The organism is Neolewinella antarctica, assembly GCF_011927835.1.
In the GTDB taxonomy this organism is placed as follows: domain Bacteria; phylum Bacteroidota; class Bacteroidia; order Chitinophagales; family Saprospiraceae; genus Neolewinella; species Neolewinella antarctica.
The window spans coordinates 146986-167263 of sequence record NZ_JAATJH010000006.1 but is presented as its reverse complement, the minus strand read 5'-3'; the positions used below and the strand labels follow the sequence as shown (position 1 = coordinate 167263).

Below are 20278 nucleotides of genomic sequence, written 5' to 3'. Positions count from 1 at the left end.
AAAATCAGCTCTACCGCCTACAAGCCTATCGCCTAATTCTTCCCTACCGCCTAATCTTCCCTACCGCCTAACTCCTCCACCAACACCCCGTAAAGCGTCTCCGCCCCCCGGAAATAATTCCGCAGCAGAATATTCTCGTTCGGGCTGTGCTGATTATTGTCCGGGTTGACGAGCGGCAGCACGACGGCTGGAACATCAAGAATGTTGACGAACGGAGCAATCGGCACGGAGCCGCCCATCGTCCGCAGTAGAATCGGTTCTTCCCCAAACGTAGACGTTAGCGCCCGTTGTAGCCACGCGCCCGTCGGGCCGTTGAGGTCCGTCCGGAAAGCACCGTAGCTCGTTTTCCCGCTGAAGGAAGCTAGTTTCGGGTGCGCCGCGCGCTCTTCGTCCGTCGGTTCGCGGCCTTCCGGGATGATGAAATAACCCTCGGTCTCCACGTAATCGCGTACCAGCCCGAGCAGCCGGTCGCCATCGGATTCCTTCACCAGACGGATATCCATATTTACTACCGCCGTCGCGGGGATGATCGTCCGGGCCGCCTGGCCCACGTAGCCGCTGCGAAATCCTTTGATGTTCAGGCTGGGGTACTGCAAAGCTTCCTGCAAATTTCCACCGACCGCGTCCGGCGTGGAAAATCCGATTTGTTGGTGGATAGCCGGCAAGTCATCCGGTACGGCGGCCAGTAACTCGCGCGTCGCGTCGTCGAGCTCGATCCCGTCGTAAAATCCGGGGATCGTCACCCGCCCGTCCTCGTCCTTCATGCCGGCCAGCAACTGCGCCAGTCGGAGGCCGGGGTTCGGGGCGTAGTTGCCGTAGTGCCCGGAGTGTTGCGGGAGCTTGGGCCCGTAGACGGTTAGGCGTACGCCCGCAATCCCGCGCGCGCCGCCCACCAGCGTGGGTTTGTTGGTCGTGTGCACCGGCCCGTCGAGGATGATCAGGTGGTCGGCCGCCAGGGCTGCGCGGTGGGTGGTGACCGCGCCCGGCAGGTCGGGGCTGCTGGTTTCCTCCATCGGGTCGACGATGAATTTCACGATGTAATCGGGTCGTTTGCCCGCCGCGATCATCTCGTCCCAGGCAACCAGGAAGAGCATCAGCGGGGCCTTCGCGTCGGAGGCGGCGCGGGCGAAGAGTCGTACGTCGCTGGTCTCGGGGTCGGCCGGGAGTGTGTCTACTTTTTGGTATTCTACGTTCCCCTCGGGGGTGGTCGTCATGCGTCCGTAAACTGGTTCGAAGGGTAGGCTGAGCACCCATTTTGAACGGTCGACGGGCTGGCCATCGACGTGGCCGTAGAAGAGGACGGTTTGTGCATCGGGCGCTGCCGCGGCATAAGTAAACAGTAGCAGATCAATCCCTTCGTTTTCTAGCCGCTGGCCCGTAAATCCACGCTTCCCGAATGCTGCTTCCAGCCACCGCAGGTTCGGTTCGAGCTCCCCTTCCCGCCGCGCGTCGTTGGGCATGGAGAGAAAATCTTGGTAGGCCTCCAGGCTTTGTAGGGTCCGTTCCCGCAGGCTGTTCTCCGTCGCCCGTTCGGTTATCTGGGCGCGGACGCGGGTGCAGGGGAGTATAGCGAGGAGCAGAAAAAGTAGGGCGAGCGGTCGGTGCATAAGTAAGGAGTGAAATTATCGGTAAAGTAAGACTATCCGGCCAGCACCCACCCGCGGCCACTACCACTACCCGCGGGAATTGGCCCCGGCCAATAAAGCTAAGGCCCTACCTTCGCGCCCCATGCAGTACCTCGCCCAGCACGTTGAAGCCCTCATCTTCGCCGCCCCCTCGCCAATTTCCCTTGAAGAACTGCAGGACGTGCTCACCGAAAACTTCGGCGTCCGCTTCGCCCAGAAAGTGGTACTGGAAGCCGTGGACCAGCTGGTCACCCGGTACGATTCCGACGCCCACAGCTTCGAAGTCGTAGAAGTAGCCGGGGGGTATCAGTTCATGTCAAAAGGCGCCTACCACGAAACGATCGGCACGCACCTCCGCATGCAGAGCAAAAAGAAACTCAGCCGGTCCGCCCTCGAATCCCTGAGCATTATCGCCTACAAGCAACCCGTCACCAAGTCGGAACTGGAAAAGATCCGGGGGGTGAGCTGCGACTACGCCGTCCAGAAACTGCTGGAAAAAGAGCTCGTTACTATTCTCGGCCGCGCGGATTCCGTCGGCAAGCCACTCCTCTACGGCGTCACCGATCGTTTTTTGGATTACTTCGGCATTAAGTCTTTGTCCGACCTGCCGCAGCCGAAGGATTTTTCCGTTCCGGATAGTGAGATTGGGGAACCGGTGGAGTAGGCGGTAGGCGGTAGGCGGTAGGCGGTAGGCGGTAGGCGGTAGGCGGTAGGCGGTAGGCGGTAGGCGGTAGATAGCTCACCTTACGTAGTTCTCAAGTAATAATTTTTCAATTATTCCGTCCATTTGCCCTGTATTAATTTGAGGAAGTCTCCAAATTCTGCCGCCTACCAGCCTACCGCCTAATTTTCCTACCGCCTACCAGCCTACCGCCTAATTTCCTACCGCCAACAAACTAAACCCCCACCCCACCGTTCTCTGAAAAATCACCAGAAAATGGCCGACCTCCTCACCAACCGCGTAGCCGTTTCCGGCATCGTCACCCTTAAGCTGGAAGAGCACTGGCCCCGGCAAGCCTTCGCGACGTTCGACCTGAAGGATTACCTCTTTATGGAGTTGATCTTAAAGGAGAAAGACTTTCGCGCGGCCGTGAAGGACCACGATTTTAGTCAGTACGAAGACAAGATCCTATTGGTCTTCTGTTCGGCGGACGCCATCATCCCCAACTGGGCCTACATGCTCGTGGCGGCGGCGGCAACGCCCTACGCGGCGGATATTTACCAGGGCACGGAAGCGGAGTTTTTGCGACAGCACTACCGGAAGGTGATTCAAAATCTCGACCCGGAAAACTTCGTCGATAAGCGAGTCGTCATCAAAGGTTGTGGAGAAAGGACGATCCCGGCCTCGGCGTACCTGGACGTAACGACCCACCTGCAACCCCACGTAAAGTCGCTCATGTTCGGCGAGCCGTGCAGCACGGTACCCGTTTACAAAAAACCCCGGGTGGCGGCGAGTAAGTAGTGGCGAGCGATTAAACAGAAATGCTGCCGCCCGACACTCGCGGCCCGATCGTCCTCCCCGCTACTAAATTACTCGAATCTCGTTGTATCTTGGCCCGTACCCGGGCTTTCTCACCGCCGGCGCGGGCTGCTGTATTTCCCCGACAACCCGCCACCCTATGCGTCTCCGCCGTTTACTTTTCCTCTGCCTGGCCTTCGCCGCCGCCGTGCCCCTGAGCGCTCAGAACGCACACTATACCCTACACAACTACGCGCCGCTCTGGCTCAACGCCGCCAATACGGGCGCGTTCGCGGGTTCCGTGCGGGTGGGGGGCATCTTCCGGGGGCAGTGGCACAGCATCAACGGCATCAACTCCCCGACGGCTTACGTGGACGCGCCACTGGCGTTCGGCCTGCGGAAGCAGGACTGGATTGGCGTCGGGATGAGCCTGGTGAACAGCAAGTCACCCTTCGAGGGGGCGGGCACGAGCAGCAGCGCGGATTACACGGAGAACTTCTTCGGCTTCAGCGCGGCCTATCACCTGGCGCTCGACAAAAAGCGGACCAACATCGTCACGCTCGGCGTACAGTACGGTAGTATTTCTTACGGGTTTGATTTTCAGGGTACGCTGCTGCAGGAAGAAACGATTTCCTCCACCCAGGGTGGCCAGGGCGGGACCAATGAATTTCAGGCAACCGGTCAGGACGGTGACAACGAGAGCGTTAATGACCTCAACGCGGGGCTGAAACTAAAAATGATGTTGAACCCGAAAAAGAACAACGTCTTCGAGGCGGGCATCTCCATGCTGCACCTCACCAGCCCGGAGCGGACTTCGCTGATCGAGTCGGAGAATCGGGATAGCACCGCAGCCGTTGATACGGACGGGCTCGACCGCCGCGCCACCATCCACGCCCACGCGCGGTTAGATTTAGAAGCTGGCGAAAAATGGCGCTTCCAGCCCTCCATCTTCTTCCAGCAAGAAGCCGCTTCCAGCGCCATCAGTCTCCAGGCCTGGGGGCAGCGCAACCTCAAAAAGGACATGGACCTCCGCCTCGGCGTGGGTTACCGGACGGGCGACGCCGCGCAGGTGCTCGTCGGGCTGAACTTCGGTCAACTCAGAACCGCGCTGAGTTACGACATCACGTTGAGCCAGGCGCGGGCCGCGACGAATTACCAGGGCGCGTTCGAGCTGTCGGCCATGTACATTTTCAATATTTACAAGAAGCCGAACGTCACGCCGACGATTCTTTGTCCGGATATTTAGGGGATAGTCGGCACGGTTAGCGGGAGCAACGTATTCACCGGGCGCTTCGCCCAACCTACTTTGCGCTTTCACCGAATTCCCGTGCACCAGCGTCCTCGCCCCCAACGTTAGCCACTCGCACCAGGCAAACAGCCACGCGCCAACCTTAGCCACCAACATGAGATATCTACTAAGCACCCTACTGCTGATCACGGGTTTTTACGCCGGCGAATTACTGGCCCAGCCCCTCGCGGGAAGCTCCAACGTCGAGCAATTACAGATTGCGGCCGACTCCGCCCGGGCCAACCAGAACTGGTTCGTTGCGCTCGAAAACTACGAGAAACTCTACGACGAGACGGACGAGGACGAATACCTCCCGCTGCGCGCGCTGATGAACTTGCGCCTGCGTGACGTGGCCAGCGCCACCCGCATCTATAAGCAGGTGTTCCGCCGCACGGAGGCGACCGATACCACTTACAACGAGCACCGCTTTCACTACGCCCGGGCCCTGAAAATGGACGCCCAGTACGACGAAGCGCGTACCTACTTCGAGCAATTCCGGCGGCTGAACACCGACGAACGGCTGGAAAAATTCGCCGCCCTCGAACTCGATGGCATCGAGCTTTACCGCGACGCCCCGCAGGAGACGAGCGAAGTTGCGCTGGAGCTTCTGGATAAGAAGGTGAACAGTTCCTTTAGCGAATACTCTCCGGTGCTAACCATAGATGGTAACACCCTTTACTTCTCGACCTGGAAGAGTACCTCGGCCGTAGAGCAGGACGGTGAAGAAGATGATTTTAGCCGGATCTTTCGCGCCGAACGCGATGAGGAAGGCACGTGGAGCAAGCCCGAAGCCCTCGGCAAAGAAGTCAACCGCCCCGGCGTCATCACCGCCAACCCGGCCCTGAGCGCCGACGGCCGCCGGATGTACTTCAACCGCCTGGCCATGGAAAGCCACCGCGTGACGGAAGCTAAGATCTACATGTCCGACGCGGAAGACGACGGCTGGAAAAGCGGCAACCCCGTCAGCGGCATCAACAGCGACCGCTATCTGGTCCTGCAACCCGCGGCCGGTGAATTATTCGGGCGTGAAGTCATGTTTTTCGTCTCCGATATGGACGGCGGCTTTGGTGGGCTCGATATTTATTATGCCAACTACGAAGGCGAGGGCCGGTTCGGCCAGGCGGTTAACCTCGGCGAGCAGGTCAACACGTTCGCCGACGACATCACCCCGTTCTACTTCGACGGCACGCTCTACTGGTCAACCGACGGCCGGCCGACGATGGGCGGCAAGGATCTTTTCTACGCCGGCTGGGACGGCAACGCCTGGGGCGACGCCAAAAACATGGGCGTCGGTTTCAACAGCACGGTGGATGACAAATCGCTGAGCATTTACGGCGAAGGACTGGTGGGTTTCATGACCTCCAACCGGGAAGGTGGCCGCTCGGTAAAAAGCAAAACTTGCTGCGACGACATATATGGCTTCGAGGTCGCCTCGCTTTACGCCAACCTCGTCGTGGGCCTATTCAGCGAGGGCAAGGAAGCCCTGACGAACGGCACGGTCGTGCTGCAACCCACGCGCAACGGCAACAAGATTGGTTTCGGGCAGACGAAGACACGGGACGACGGCAACCGTTTTGATTACGGTTTGGAGCTGGAGACGGAGTACATCGTAGTCGTGTCCCACCCGGGTTACTATTCCGATTCCGTGGAGATCAATACGCTCGGGCTGGAAGAATCCAAAGAGCTACAGGAGATCGTCTTTCTGAAAGTCGACCCCAATTACGATGATGGCACGGGCGGCGACGACGTTCCGGTGCTCGACACCATCGAGATCGCCGAGGCGGTCGTGCTGGAAAACATTCTTTACGACCTCGACAAATCCGACATCCTCCCCGCCGCCGAGGAAGATCTGCGGCAGTTGGTGCAGATTATGGAGCAGTACCCCGACATGGTCATCGAGCTCGGTTCGCATACGGACACGCGGGGCGTGGACAGCTACAACCTCGGCCTGAGTAAGCGCCGGAGCGCCAGCGCCCGCAAGTGGCTCATCATCAACGGTAACATCGATGGCCCGCGCATCAAGACCCAAGGGTACGGGGAGACGCAGCCGCAGGTGGCGAGCGGTCGGTTGGCCGAGCGCATCAGCTTTTTGAGCGAGGGCGACGTGATTACGGATGCCTTTATTGCTAGTCTCGGCACGGAAGAGCAGCGGGAATTGGCCCACCGCCTCAACCGCCGTACCGAGTTCAAAGTCTTGGAAGGGCCGGACGAGATCATTATTCGCCGCGACGTGATCGAGCGTCGACTGGAGACGCCGGAGCGGAACTCCTTGCCAACCGCGCCCACACAAAAGGTCGCACCCAAAAATCCCGCACCCACCCCGCAAACAGTTAGGACGCTTACGCCCGAAAAACAGGTCGCTCCGCCGGAGGTGAACCGTTTCAGCAGCCTGTTCGGCCAGCCCGACGTTAGCGGCTTACCCGTCTTAAAGTTCGACCGCCGCGAAGTCGATTTGGGCGACGTCCCCCACGGAGAATCCCGCACGTTTACCGTTAATTTCACCAATAGGGGCGCCGCGCCCGCTAAGGTGATGCTAATCTCGGCTTGCGACTGCACCACGATCACGCACGACGACGCCAAGACTTACCAACCCGGCGACAGTGGCACGATGAAAATCGTTTTCGACAGCACGGAAAAGGAGGAAGACGAGACGATTACGATCGATATTTTTCTGGAGCAGAAGGATAAGAAGGGGGTGCCGATTTTTGAGATGGTGGAGTACAAGTACCACTTATTGGGTAAGTAGCGAGTTTGTTGGGAGAACTGAATGTTGTAAGGTGTTATATTTGTTACGCACACGGCTCTTACGGGAGCATTTTCGTATCCTTTAAATTATCCTACAGTATGGTTGAATACTTTAAACTTGCGTTAAGCAAGTACGCACAGTTCACGGGCCGTTCGCGGCGGAGTGAATACTGGTATTTTTATCTGGTGAATATCCTGCTGTCAATGGCCGTCGGTGCCCTGACTTTCATCATCGGTGAGACACTTGGCGGTCTTCTCAACCTAGTTATTGGTCTTGGCCTCTTTATTCCAGGACTGGCGGTTGCCGTTCGCCGACTACACGATGTCGGTAGAAGCGGCTGGTGGTTTTTGATTGTTTTTACCGGCATCGGTGCGCTGCTGTTGCTTTACTGGTTGGTTAATGACAGCGAGGCGGGGAGCAACGAATATGGCCCAAACCCGAAAACCGGTGCGCTGGCTGGTGACATTGAAGCACACCTAGTTGAGTAAATTAGTCTACCCTGGTTGACTATTCCAGCGTTCTCACCTTTATTATTACGTAGCTTCCCATTCAGCAACGGACCGGCTACGAAGCTTAAGTTTCCCCCTTCGTTAAGAATGTGAAAAGCCCGCCCGCCATCGTTTACTAAAAAAGAGAGCAGTCAGCGTAAGCCGATTGCTCTCTTGCTACTGTGTGCTCGTCGAAGATCTACCTTCTACCTGGCGAGCTAAACCGGCAACACGGGGTAGTCAATGTACCCAACCGGCCCCGGCGTGTAAAAGGTCTCCTGCTCGGGAAGCTGCAACTGGCGGGCGCCCCGAAACCGGCTGACTAAATCGGGGTTGCTGATGAACGGACGGCCAAAAGCGACCAATTCTCCCTTACCAACCTCGATGTCTACCCCGGCTTTCACCGCATCGTAGTTTCCGGATTGGATAAGAATACCCTTAAAAGTCTTCCGTAGCTTGGTCTTAATCTCCTCGGGAACGGGAGGAGCGCCCATGCCCTCATGGTCGACCACGTGGAGGTAAACGAGTCCACTTTCGTTACAAATTTCCGCCAGCCGTACGTGCGTCGCGTCAACGTCATCGAAAGCGCCCGTTTCGTTAAAAACACCGTACGGGCTGACGCGAATGCCGACCCGGTCACCGCCGATGCGGGCAACAACGGCCTCGATCACGTTGCGGACGAAGCGGAGGCGGTTCTCCAAGTTGCCACCGAATTGATCGTCCCGCTTGTTACTTCCGGGGTGAAGAAACTGCTCCAACAGGTAACCATTCGCGGCGTGAAGCTCTACCCCATCGAAGCCCGCGTCGATGGCCAGTTGCGCGCAGTTGGCGTATTCGGCGACCGCATCGGTAATGTCGCCGATGGTCATGGGTGTCGGCAGCGGAATGGACTGCTGGTCTTTGCCGTCGACGTACATCAGCGTTTGCGACATCTCCACCGCACTGGGCGCCAGGACGCGGCCACCGGCGGGCAGGTTATCCGGGTGGCTCACCCGGCCGGTGTGCATGATCTGCAAGAATATCTTGCCGCCCTTCGCGTGCACGGCCTCCGTGACCAGTTTCCAACCGGCTGCCTGCTCGGCGTTAAAACAGCCCGGGATGCGGGGGTAGCCCAGTCCGTTCGGGCTGGGGGAGGTGCCTTCGGTAATGATTAAGCCGGCTTCGGCGCGCTGGCCGTAGTACACGGCCATCATTTCGTTGGGCACGTTGTTCGTGGCGCGGTTACGCGTCATGGGGGCCATGACGATGCGGTTCTTTAGTTCCGTTTTCCCCAGGGTTAGGGGGGCGAATAATTGACTGGACATATTGTTATTTGGTTTGCGGTTGCTAACGAAGTGGACGTTGGGAAGGTTGGCGGTACGGCCGTTTACGGGGGCTATTTGGTTGGCTAATTAGCATCGAATGGGTACGAGTTACATCACACCTAAGCCATAAACTCCCAAGCCGTCTGGTACCGCCCCCGCTCCTCCACGTACTTCAGAAAGCCGGCAAAGAAAGCATCCCCACCGATTGTCGCGCTGTCCCCAATCACGATCAAATACTTCTTCGCCCGCGTCAACGCCACGTTCATCCGGCGGTAATCGGCCAGGAAGCCGATCTCTCCTTTCTCGTTGGAACGGACGAGGCTGACGTACACCACGTCCCGCTCCCGCCCCTGAAAGCCATCGACGGTGTTGATGGTGATGTTGAAATCGGCCAGTTTGCTTTCCTCGTCGATCATGTCCTCCGCCTGGATGACTTGCTCGCGGTACGGGCTGATGATGGCCACGCTCGGCAGTTGGACGTCGTAGGGAATGTTTTGCCGCATGTCCAGCAAATGCTCGATCAGGATGTTGAGCTCGCCGGCATTGTAGCGGCTTTTGAACTGCGGGTGCAGTTTTTCCTCGAAACCCGTCCCGGCCGTGTCGATGAAAACGACGGATTCCGCCAGCGGGATGCTCGGTAGCGTACGTTTGGCCACCAAGTCCGCCGCGCGGAGTTGGCCATCGTAAAAATAATCGTTGCTGTAGCCCATGATGGGCTCGTTCATCCGGTACTGGACTTGCAGCAGTACGTTTTCCAGCCTGGCCGCCCGGTTACTTTCCTTAGTCAGCCCGGCCTTTTTAGCGACGTCGTTCACCAAGCATTTTTCCAGCAAAGTAATGTTGAACCCATCTTTCTCCGCTTTCTTACTCTTCACCGTTGGGGGTAATTGAAACGGATCGCCGGCCAGGATTACCCGGTTAGCTTTGAGAATGGGAATCCAAGTGGCCGGCTCCAGCGCCTGCGCCGCTTCGTCGATGACGCAGGTTTTGAACGTATGCCCGCTGAGGATGGACGCCGCCGCGCCGACCATTGTGCAGACGATCACTTCGGCCGAGTCGAGGGTGTGGTCGAGCGTCCGGTCTTCGAGTTGTTTAGCCCAGCCGCTGAGTTTGCCGGCGTCGCGGTAACACATTCCTTTCTGGCGGCCCTTCGCTTTACTGGCCTTTTTGCGTAACGCAGCGGCTTCCTTGCGTAGTTTTTTGACCTGCACGGTGTCCGGGTGCTCGGCAATCTGGACGTCGAGGGTGTGGCGCATCACGTCTTCTTCGACGCGGCTGATGTTGCCCGTGCGAACGACGCAGACGCCCTGGTCGGCTAACCGCAACGTCACCAGGTCGGCGGCGGAGTTGCTCGGGGTACAGAACAGGACGCGGTCTTCGGTTTTGATGAGTTCCTTGACGGCGGCAACGAGCGTGGTTGTTTTTCCGGTCCCGGGCGGTCCGTGGATGAGGCCGACGTGGTCGGCACCGAGGACGTGGGCGACGGCGGCGCGCTGGCTGTCGTTGAGACCACTGAGGTGATCGACATCGCTACTCGGCACCGGGCGGTATTCCGCGCGGCGGGTGCCCATCAGTACGTCCCGGAGTTCGGCGACGCGGCCGTTTTCGGCCATTTCGAGGGTTTGCAGGGCGCGGTCCATTTCTACGTAGGTACGCTCGTCGAACATCCGGTCGACGCCGACGCCACCGGCCTGGAGCCAATCGGGCAGGTCTTCGCCGCCGAGGACGATGACCATCTTATTTTTTTTGACGTATTTGATCACGCCACCGCGCTGCGCGCCGTTAGCGAGTGGTTGGGTGGTGAAAAAATTAACGCTCGTCCCGGCGCGAAACTGGTGACTCTCTTCACCTTCGCGAATCAAAGTCACGAAAGGTCGCCCGCCGATTCCATAGCCACTTTCGATCACCTGGAGCGGGTACCAACTGTGCCCTTTTTTCACCCTTTGCACCAGCGGCAGCGCCTGAATAACCTCCAGGTGCATCCGTCGTTCCTCCTTGCGTTCCAGGTCGACGAGGCGACGTAAATGCGTTAGTTCTGCTTGCTGGGGGTCGGTCAAAGTGGGGGGAAGTGGGCGTTTCGATCCCGATAGTAATCGGGAACGGGACGGGTGCAAAATGGGGGGGAAGAAGTAGCGAAGGCAAATACCCAAAATCCGGACTACGGACGGAAGCTCTCCTTAACCGGGCCAAAGGTAAGAATAAGCGCAAAGCCCGCCTTTCAACCCAAACCCCGGTAGCGAACGTTGCCACTTACGTATATTGCAAAGTCAATTTTTTGGCTTCCCACCCGGCCGCTACCGTATGACTACTCAACAACTTTATAATACCACTTACGATCTGACCAATTGTGACGCGGAACCCCTCCGCTTCATCCGCAGTTGTCAGGATTTGGCCGTCATGATTGTCGTGTACGCCGATACGCTGCTCATCAAGGCAGTGTCGGAAAATGCCGCCGAGCGTTTCAGTACGCCGGTGGCTGAGCTTTTGGGCGCGGACGCGGGTGCCGTGTTGGGGGAAGAGGCCGGCAACACCCTCCGTAGCCTGGCTTCCGCAGCCGACCTGAGTGCCGCCAACCCCGTCGAGCTTCTCACGGACGGGCCGGCCGGCTACCTGCGAGAAAACCTGATCGTGCACCGGGAGGGTGAACTTTTGATCCTCGAAATCGAGCCCCGGAGTAAAGATTTTGGTTCCACGGCTTCCCTGATGCGCATCGATAAGGCCGTCGGGAATATCCAGAACAGCGTAGCGACGAAAGAGAACGTTTTCGACATCACCGTTCGGGAAGTGCGCGCCATCACGGGCTACGACCGCGTCTACCTCTACCGGTTTGACGACGAATACAACGGCCAGGTCATTGCCGAGACCAAGCGCGACGAGATGCAGACCTTCCTCCACCTCCGCTATCCGCACACCGACATCCCCCAGCAGGCGCGGGAGTTGTACCTCTCGCAACAGATCCGCCAGGTTACCAGCACCCGGGAAAACTCGGCTAGCCTACTGATTACCGACGATGACCAACCGATTAACTTGCGCCAGGCGAGTAACCGCGGCGTTTCTCCGATCCACCAGGAGTACCTCCGTGCCATGGGCGTCGGGGCCAGCATGAGCATTGCCGTTGTCGTGGAGAACCGGCTGTGGGGGCTCATCGCCTGCCACCACAACGCCGACCGCCTGGTGGACTACCGCATGAGACAGCTGCTGGGCTTTTTTGGGCGGGTGCTTTCCGGTCACCTGACTTTACAGCAAAACACCGTTCACCAAACCAACGTCCTCGCCAATAGCCTGATCCGCGCCCGGCTAGTAGAAAAAATGGGCGCTACGACCAATCTGATGACGCCGCTGCTGGAAAACCAGGATGAGTTGATGAACCTCGCCGGCGCCACCGGTGCCGCGCTCATCATTGATGGCAAGATTAAACGAATTGGATTGTGCCCGGAAGAAAGTGAGCTCGCGCAATTGGTTACCTTCATCACGGACAAACAAAAAAAACTCTACGCCACTTCCCGCCTGCACGACGAGTTCCCCGCCGCTAAGCAGTTCACCGCCGCCCCGGCCGGCATGGTCAGTATCCGCACCGCGACGTCTCCGGAAGAATACATTTTCTGGTTCCGCCCCGAGATCGTCACCACCCTCTCGTGGGGCGGCCGGCCGGAAGACCGCAAGGTGATCGAAGAGGGCCGGGTCCGGCTTTCGCCGCTACTTTCTTTTGAGAATTACAGCGAAACAAAACGCGGCAAAGCGGAGCCCTGGGCGCAGTACCAGCTCGACGGCGTGCTGGCGCTCGGTAACGATATTCGGGAGATCATCCTGGTGCAGTACCAGAACATGAAACAAGTAAACGACCAGCTCGTGAGTGCCTATGCGGAGTTAGAAAGCTTCAGCTACACGGTCAGCCACGATCTGCGCGCGCCCTTGCGAACCATCAAGGGATTCGCCGAAATCCTGACCGAAGACTACGCCGACAAACTCGACGAAGCCGGCCAGCAAGTACTCGGCTTCATCATCACGCACGTCGATAAAATGCACGATCTACTCAACGGTATTCTGGAGTTCTCCCGGATGGGGTCCAGCATGATTAAACCGGAGAACGTGAAAATAGCTGCGCTGGTGAAGAACGTCTGGGCGGACGTGGGCGGCCCCGAGAGCGACGTGACCTTACGTACGAACTTCTCTACCCCCACCCTACCCGGAGACTACACCTTGCTTTGGCAGTTATTTCTCAACCTGTTAACGAACGCCGTAAAGTACCGGCGGACGGACATCGATTCTTTCGTGGAAATCAGTAGCCACTTAGTTGGTGAAGAGGTCATCATCACGGTAGAAGATAACGGCATCGGCTTCGACATGAAGTACGCCGGACAAATATTTGCCGTGTTCAACCGCCTGGTGCCGGAGGATGAGTATGAGGGCACGGGTGTCGGGCTGGCCATCGCGCACCGGATCGTGGAACGTCACCACGGCCAGATCTCGGTGACCAGTGAACTGGGCTCGGGCACGACCTTCACGGTTTCTATTCCGGCAAATCTGACCCAAAGGCTAGCGAAGCAGAAAGCACCGGCGTTCGAGTAGCTATCCTGCATCGAGGCTCGCTTTTCCGTATTTCCAGCTCGGTGGATTAGATTTATGGCGCTATCGCAACAAAATGAGCCCGTTCCGTTATACGAAGGTTGCTCCGTTTGGGCATCTACGTTAAAATTGTAGCTTTGTGGCTCAACGTATCATCATTTTCGCATAAGTCAAGTTTTCATGCCCGATCGTAAGGTACTATTGATTGATGATTCACGAACGGATGCGTTTCTTATGGAGCGCGCGCTAAAAAAGCTCGACGAGCCCGTCACCTTTCGGTGGATCAGCGATGCCGTCGAAGGCTTACGGGAGTTAATCGACTACGCGGGCGACGAGCGTGACATCATTTTTATGGACATTAAAATGCCCAAGATGACGGGCTTGGAAATTCTTGCTGACCTGGACGCCCGGGGTAAATTAGCCAAACTTCGTAAAATCAATGTACTTTCGTCGTCCGCACTGACCAAGGATATGCAAGCTACCCTGAGTTACGATAACGTAGCTTACTTCACAAAACCGGAAGGGTATACGGCACTTTGCCAACTGCTTTCGACTTTTTTAGACCAACCCAACCAAGAAGCCGCTTAGCAAATGATCGATAGAATCTTAAAAGTATTTTTACTGGAAGACCGCCCCGTGGATGCGGAACTCACTAAGCGCGCGCTACTTAAGTTCGCACCCAATTCCGTTATTACGGTAGCAAACGGGGAGCAAGAATTTCTGCAACGCATCCAGTGGGCGGAGTACGACATCATGCTGGCGGACTATCACCTACCCGGCTACAATGGCCTGGAAGCACTCCTCCACGTGCGGGAGCACTTTCCCGGCATGCCATTCGTCTTCGTCACCGGCCAGATCAACAACGAGCAGAAAGCTACCGAAGCCGTGCTGCATGGGGCTAACGGTTACGTGCTCAAAGAGAACCTGGACCAACTCGAAGGAGCCATCAAAAAAGCCCTCAAAAATGCGCGGGACCGCCAACAGCGGGAAGACCTGCTGGCCGAAAAGAAGCAAACCCGGTCGTTGATGTTGCAAAAAGCAGTGTACCTGCTCAACAGTTCGGATGACTTCCCCAAGAAAGGCGAGATTCAGGAAGCCCTGAACCAAGTTCAGGCGCTCGGCTAATGTCCACCCCCATCGGTACTTATTTAAAGCAAGAAACCCGCGCGGCGCACGTGGCCACGGAGGCATTGTTGCTGGGTTCGGCTATTCGCGACCGCAGCGTTTCGTTACGGCGCTACCGCAGGTTGATCCTCGTTACCGAGCGAGTGTGGCGGTCAGCGGCCCAACTACCCTCAACGACTCAGTATTTTCCTAATCTAGCCACCCACGTGACGACGCTGGCGGCTGCGGTCGATCGGGACCGCGCCCTGTTGGGTCTACCCAAATCCCCTCCCGCAACAGAATTCCCCCTTCCCAAAAGTCGGGCGGAAACCCTGGGGATGCTGTACGTTTTGCTGGGTTCGACCCTGGGGGGGCGGATGATCGCCGGTCTGCTGGGCGACTGCCCGGAATTAGCGCAACTCAACGCCCATCACTTTTACGGTGCCTGCGCGGACTTACCCCGGAGCACCTGGGGTAACTTTCAGCGTTTACTCACGCAGGAGGTGCGGACCGCAGCAGACCGGGAGCACTGCCTCGCGGGTGCGCTGGCAACTTTTGGGCTCTATCCCGTCTTGGTGGAGCGGTCAGGTTTGACGGATGTCTAGCCAGCCACTGGATTATCAAAATTTGCGCGGTATTCCGTGGGAATACGCCATCTTGAGTGGACACGTAATGAACGCCTTCTGAGCTCTAATAGCCCATTTCCCTGCCGCCCACGTTACATTTCCACCGAATTACCCAGGCCGCGCGCACGCCGGGCATAACCTTCGCCCCCTGCGTTCGTTAATCGTTTGATCTAGCCCACCACCGAATTCCGTACTTTAGGTCACCGCTTATCAACCCGACCCGTATGCGCCTCGCTTTTTACTCACTGTTCCTCCTTTTTGGTACCTCCCTTTCCGGCCAGACTTCTCAAGTGGAGTTTGGTAAGAACCGGGTGCAGTACCACAAGGATTTTGACAGCTGGGAGCGGTACGAATCGGACAATTTCATCACGCACTGGTACGGGGAGGGGCGTGATCTCGGCCAGTCCGTCGTGCAGATCGCCGAGTACGACTTTGGCTACGTGCAAAAGATGCTCGAGCACCGGATGAATCAGAAGATTCAACTGATCGTCTACCGGGACGTGACGGACCTGAAACAGAGCAACATCGGTAGCGAAGAGGTATTTTCCCTCTCGTCCAATCAGTCCATCGGCCGTAGCACGAGCTACATTGCCGACACGCGGACGAAATTTTATGGCAACAAAGCCTTCGTTTACTTCAACGGTGACCATACGGACCTGCGCCGCCAGATCCGGGAAGCCATGGCGAGCGTCTACCTGGAGCACATGCTCTACGGAAGTTCCGTACAGGAGGTCGTACAGAATGCCGTCCTGCTAAACCTGCCACCCTGGTTCAAGACTGGCCTCGTCAGCTACCTCGGCGAAGACTGGAATACGGAAAAGGACGACCAGCTCCGCCAACTCATGCAAAGTGGTGAGTACGAGGACTTCGAAGATCTGGCCGCCGACTACCCCACCCTGGCCGGCCACAGTTTCTGGTATTTCGTGGCGGAAAACTACGGCAAGCCCACCGTTTCCAACTTGCTCTACCTCACGCGGACTTACCGGTCCGTGGAAAATGGTTTTCTGTACATCCTCGGCGGCAACTACGAGGCGACGCTCTACAACTGGCAGGAATTCTACAACACCCGCCACACCGCCGACCTCGCAAGCCGCGCCGCACCGCAAACGCAGGAGATTGCCGTTAAGAACAAACGTAACCTGCCCATTACCAACGTAAAGGTGAGCCCCGACGGCAGCAGAATTGCCTACGTGCTCAACGAGATCGGCCGCTACAAAGTCTACACGCAAAACATTGCCACCGGTGAGCGGGAACTGATTTTTAAGGGTGGCCAACGGAACCTTTTGCAGGCGACCGATTACAACTACCCCCTCCTCGATTTCTCCCCCAACAACCAGGAACTCGCCGTCCTCTACGAAGTCCGCGATCGCCCGAGATTAATGCAGTACGACCTGAACACGGGTAAAGACGTCACCAAGGACCTCGACGTTACGCTCGACCGCGTGTTCAGCATGGCCTACCTCGACCCGGGCACCTTCGTCATGTCCGCGCTCGCTTTCGGTCAGTCGGACATCTACACCTACCTCCCCGCCACGCGAAACTCGATCAAGATCACCAACGATTTTTGGGACGACCTCGACGTCGCCACCGTCAAGGTGCGCGGCAGACGCGGCATCCTTTTTTCCAGTAACCGGCCCGACCCTAAACTGGGCGTTCAGAAACTCGACACCCTACTGCCCATCGGTGACTTCGACATTTTCTATTACGATTTGGACAACCGCCCGGGCGAGCTCGTACAGGTCACCGATACCGAGCTGGCGGATGAGTCTAATCCCGTTCCCATCAACGGTACGTTCTTCAGCTACATCGGCAACGAAAGCGGCATTCGGAATCGTTACCAAGGGTACGTAGAGGAATATATAGACCACTACGAACGGACCATTTACTTAACCGACGGCTCCGAAATCGTCCTCCACGCCGACAGCACGCTGGAGCGCCTCGATACCGCACTCGTCGACAGCACGGTCGTCTTCCCCGTCATGAAAGAGCGGGCCGTCACGCAGCCGACCACTAACCTCAACACCAGCATCCACCGGCAGGACGCTACGGGGAAAAGTGAGATCGGTGTTGAACTATTCCTGGCGGAGGCCGGACAAAAAGTGCGCACGTTCACTTTCGACACCACTTCTCGAGCTTTTCCAAAACCGACGGCTTTCCGACGCAGTAGCTACCAAGCTCGGGGCCAGACCGTGCCGACGTTCAACGCGCCGACCGGTACGGGAGAGACTAACGGAGGCATTATTTCCCCCAACCAGGCTAACCCACAGCCCGCCGCCAGCACCGCCGACGACTACCTGTTTCAAACGCGTTTCGACGACTTCGTGGAGCCCCCGGCGCCCGTGAGTGAGCCGAACGATAATATTCTGCTCCGGGAGCCAGCTACACCCGATAATCAGCCACGCCCCGCCGGTGCCGACACGACCGGTACGCGCCCGAACCTCACGGTTGTGTCCCCCAACGCGAAGCCGCTACCCAGTAAAGTGAAGCGGCGCATTTTACGCGGCGAACGACCTACCCCGGAGCTTAACCGTACTTACAAATTCATTCGCGGACGCATCACGGCTTCCCGTCTCACTTTCCGGTTGAATTATTTCAAAACTGAGGCGGATAACGAGCCTCTTTTCGCCGGGCTTAACAGCTTCAGTGGCAACCCGGACGGGTTCACCCAGCAACCGGTTGGCCTCCTGTTTAAGGGCAACATTATCGACCTGTTCGAGGATTATTCCATTACCGGCGGCCTGCGCGTTCCCTTCCGCTTCAACGGGAGTGAGTACTTCGTCACCTTTGAAGATCGCAAGCACCGCCTCGACCGGATCATCTCCGTCTACCGCCGTAACCGCCGCAATGAGGAGGGTTCTTTCGGTCAGGGCTTTTCCGGTCGGGACCCACGGATCATCGAAGAAAATACGCTGTTGGCCCAGTACGGTATCCGCTACCCGCTCGACATATTTCGCTCGCTTCGCCTCACGAGCACGTTGCGTAGGGACCGTGTCCAAACCCTCCCCACCGAAATGGCCGCGCTGCAAAGCCGCCCGGAGAATCAGGCCCGGATTGGTCTGCGCTTCGAATATGTCTTCGACAACACGCTTAACCTGGCGACCAATTTGCGGATGGGGACGCGGTATAAATTTTACGTTGACTCCTACAAAGGCTTCGACGTAAGCTTCAGCTCCGGTGGTGCGGAGACTGGGATAGAACCTGGCTTTCTCGGCGTAGCCGGTTTCGACGCTCGCCACTACCTGCGGTTAGACCGTCGTAGCATCCTGGCGCTGCGCCTGGCTGGCGCAACGAATTTTGGTAGCCAAAAAGTGCTCTATTACCTGGGGGGTGCCGACCGGGCCGTCGGCCCGGAGTTCAACGATGGCATCCCGACGCCGACGAACGGTAATTTCGTCTTTCAGGACCTCGTCAATCCCCTCCGTGGTTTCGACATTAACATTCGCAACGGCGGCACCCACGTGCTGGCCAACGCAGAACTTCGCATTCCGATCTTCACCTACATTTCCCGTAATATTCGTTCGAAGTTCTTGCGCGACTTTCAGGTCGTGCCATTTTTTGACGTGGGCTCCGCCTGGTCCGGTTCTAACCCTTACGACGAGGACAACCCCGTCAACCTATCCACGATCGAGCAGGGGCCGGTGCGGGTATTAGTGCGGCGGTTTCGCGACCCCATTATTTACGGTTACGGGATGGGCGTTCGCACGTCGATCTTTGGGTATTTCCTCCGGGCGGATTATGGGTACGGCGTAGAGACGGGCATCCGGGGAGCCGGCAAACTGCACGTTTCGATGGGGCTCGATTTTTGAGCGGTAGCTGTGCAAAACGTGGGCGCGGTCGCGGGTGCAGTGTTTTGCTAGGGTGACGATCTGTTATCTCGAATACTCACCATAATCCACAGCAGGAATTTTCAAGTAAGTTCGTGACCCAGAATTTTGGTGGCTGGGGCTTACCGATCAAAGGCGGCTACCCGGTCAACCGCGTTTTCCCGCACGTTCACCCAGAAGAAGTTATAGTCCGCGATGTGGTAATTCTTGGTGGTAAATAGTACGTCGCCGAAAAAACTCGGTTTGCTGGTAAAGAGCCCGCCCCCGCGAATTTCGGCAGAAACCAGCTTCTCCAGTGGCCCCTTATCGTAATTAAAAAGTACGCCGCCTTTGTTCAGGCTTGCTGCGGCTACTCCCGGTTCGGTGGTCCAGGTCAGTGGATTAACGACGGCAATATTTGCGACGGAGTCCCGGTAGCCCGGCGCGGGCTCAAAGTCGTCTCGGTAAGTGCGCCAGCTAACGAAGCAGCCGGTTTGTGTGGCGTCCTCACAGACGGGGATGTTCCGGTAGGCGTCTTTAGAAACTGGCATCCCGATGAGGTAGGCGACGACGAGCTGGTCCCGGAGGGGCTTCCCGTCGAAACGGTCGGCGAGCAAACGCTTCGCGTGGGTGGTTCCCTGGCTGTGGCTGGCGATGACGATCGGCCGGCCGTCGTTGTAATTAGCTAGGTAATAATCGAAGGCGGCCAGCACGTCTTGGTAAGCAATCTCCAGGGCGCGTTCCGCGTAGGGCCTCCCGTCCTTATAGTACACCTGGATGTTGGCCTGCCGGTAGCGGGGCGCGTAGATTCGGCCGGCGGCGTTGAAGATGCTCGCTTGGTTAAGGATCGACCCGTCGTCCACCGTTTTGTTAAGTTCTCCGTCGAGGAGGTTAGCGTTCCAGCCTTCGCTCCGGTCATTTGTCTTGCGGTAGTGAGTTGGGTGGAGGAAAAATACATCCGCCCCGGCGGTCGCCTGACCGTCGCGGAGTAAGCTGCCCGGGGTACGGTCTGCGTTGTCTTCCTTAGTTGGTAAAGCCGCCCAGTTTCCGGAAACGGCGTAATCCGGCGGCGGGGGGGCGGGGAGGTCACCACTGGCGGCGGCTTTTGGGTAAGCACCGCAGGCGCTCAGGGAACACGCAAACACCGAGAGCATCAGAAATCTGGAGAAAGTCATGCGTAAATCGATCTTGTTGGTTGGTAGAATTCAGGCGGAAATGATGACGGATACGGTGGCAGCAATGGCGGGCCTCACCCGCAAAGCCGGGCCG

14 protein-coding genes are annotated in these 20278 nt (G+C 57.7%); 10 read left to right on the top strand and 4 right to left on the bottom strand.

Annotated features, from left to right (window positions below; all coding sequences use genetic code 11):
• Positions 1-50: 50 nt before the first annotated feature.
• On the bottom strand, positions 51-1607 hold the full coding sequence (locus GGR27_RS16390) for a M20/M25/M40 family metallo-hydrolase (protein ID WP_168039302.1): 1557 nt from the start codon (positions 1605-1607) through the stop codon (positions 51-53).
• 121 nt (positions 1608-1728) lie between these two features.
• On the opposite strand from GGR27_RS16390, the gene scpB reads away from it, so the two are divergent.
• The 5 genes from scpB (at position 1729) to GGR27_RS16365 (ending at position 7606) form a co-directional block, all read left to right on the top strand.
• A complete protein-coding gene (gene scpB / locus GGR27_RS16385; RefSeq protein WP_168039300.1) occupies positions 1729-2289 on the top strand; it encodes an SMC-Scp complex subunit ScpB in 561 nt (186 codons plus the stop codon).
• Positions 2290-2562: 273 nt separating this feature from the next.
• Positions 2563-3087 (top strand): DUF2480 family protein, encoded by a 525-nt coding sequence (locus GGR27_RS16380; protein ID WP_168039298.1) that lies wholly within the window; start codon positions 2563-2565, stop codon positions 3085-3087.
• 157 nt (positions 3088-3244) lie between these two features.
• Positions 3245-4330 (top strand): PorP/SprF family type IX secretion system membrane protein, encoded by a 1086-nt coding sequence (locus GGR27_RS16375; protein ID WP_168039296.1) that lies wholly within the window; start codon positions 3245-3247, stop codon positions 4328-4330.
• A gap of 157 nt (positions 4331-4487) precedes the next feature.
• Positions 4488-7118, top strand: a complete 2631-nt coding sequence (locus GGR27_RS16370) for an OmpA family protein (protein ID WP_168039294.1) — start codon at positions 4488-4490, stop codon at positions 7116-7118.
• A 98-nt stretch (positions 7119-7216) separates the two neighbouring features.
• Positions 7217-7606, top strand: coding sequence for a DUF805 domain-containing protein (locus GGR27_RS16365; RefSeq protein ID WP_168039292.1), 390 nt, complete (start codon positions 7217-7219; stop codon positions 7604-7606).
• Between the two features lie 218 nt (positions 7607-7824).
• Here the strand turns inward: GGR27_RS16365 and GGR27_RS16360 are convergent, their stop codons facing one another.
• Together GGR27_RS16360 and GGR27_RS16355 are read right to left on the bottom strand one after the other, a co-directional pair.
• Positions 7825-8910, bottom strand: coding sequence for an alkene reductase (locus GGR27_RS16360; RefSeq protein WP_168039290.1), 1086 nt, complete (start codon positions 8908-8910; stop codon positions 7825-7827).
• 119 nt (positions 8911-9029) lie between these two features.
• Positions 9030-10967, bottom strand: a complete 1938-nt coding sequence (locus GGR27_RS16355; protein ID WP_168039288.1) for an AAA domain-containing protein — start codon at positions 10965-10967, stop codon at positions 9030-9032.
• A gap of 244 nt (positions 10968-11211) precedes the next feature.
• On the opposite strand from GGR27_RS16355, the gene GGR27_RS16350 reads away from it, so the two are divergent.
• From GGR27_RS16350 to GGR27_RS16330, 5 genes are all read left to right on the top strand, one after another.
• Positions 11212-13479 carry an ATP-binding protein gene (locus GGR27_RS16350; protein ID WP_168039286.1) on the top strand — a complete coding sequence of 756 codons (2268 nt, stop codon included), beginning with the start codon at positions 11212-11214 and terminating at the stop codon, positions 13477-13479.
• Between the two features lie 177 nt (positions 13480-13656).
• Entirely contained in the window at positions 13657-14064 is a 408-nt protein-coding gene (locus GGR27_RS16345) for a response regulator (RefSeq protein ID WP_168039284.1), read from the top strand.
• 3 nt (positions 14065-14067) lie between these two features.
• The gene (locus GGR27_RS16340) at positions 14068-14601 is read left to right on the top strand and encodes a response regulator (protein ID WP_168039282.1); all 534 of its coding nucleotides are present in this window, start codon (positions 14068-14070) and stop codon (positions 14599-14601) included.
• Positions 14601-15185 carry a biliverdin-producing heme oxygenase gene (locus GGR27_RS16335; protein WP_168039281.1) on the top strand — a complete coding sequence of 195 codons (585 nt, stop codon included), beginning with the start codon at positions 14601-14603 and terminating at the stop codon, positions 15183-15185. The genes GGR27_RS16340 and GGR27_RS16335 overlap by 1 nt, the downstream gene beginning before the upstream one ends.
• 245 nt (positions 15186-15430) lie before the next feature.
• Entirely contained in the window at positions 15431-19012 is a 3582-nt protein-coding gene (locus GGR27_RS16330) for a hypothetical protein (RefSeq protein WP_168039279.1), read from the top strand.
• 140 nt (positions 19013-19152) lie between these two features.
• On the opposite strand, the gene GGR27_RS16325 is transcribed toward GGR27_RS16330, so the two are convergent.
• The gene (locus GGR27_RS16325) at positions 19153-20184 is read right to left on the bottom strand and encodes a DUF3089 domain-containing protein (protein WP_168039277.1); all 1032 of its coding nucleotides are present in this window, start codon (positions 20182-20184) and stop codon (positions 19153-19155) included.
• Between the last annotated feature and the right edge of the window lie 94 nt (positions 20185-20278).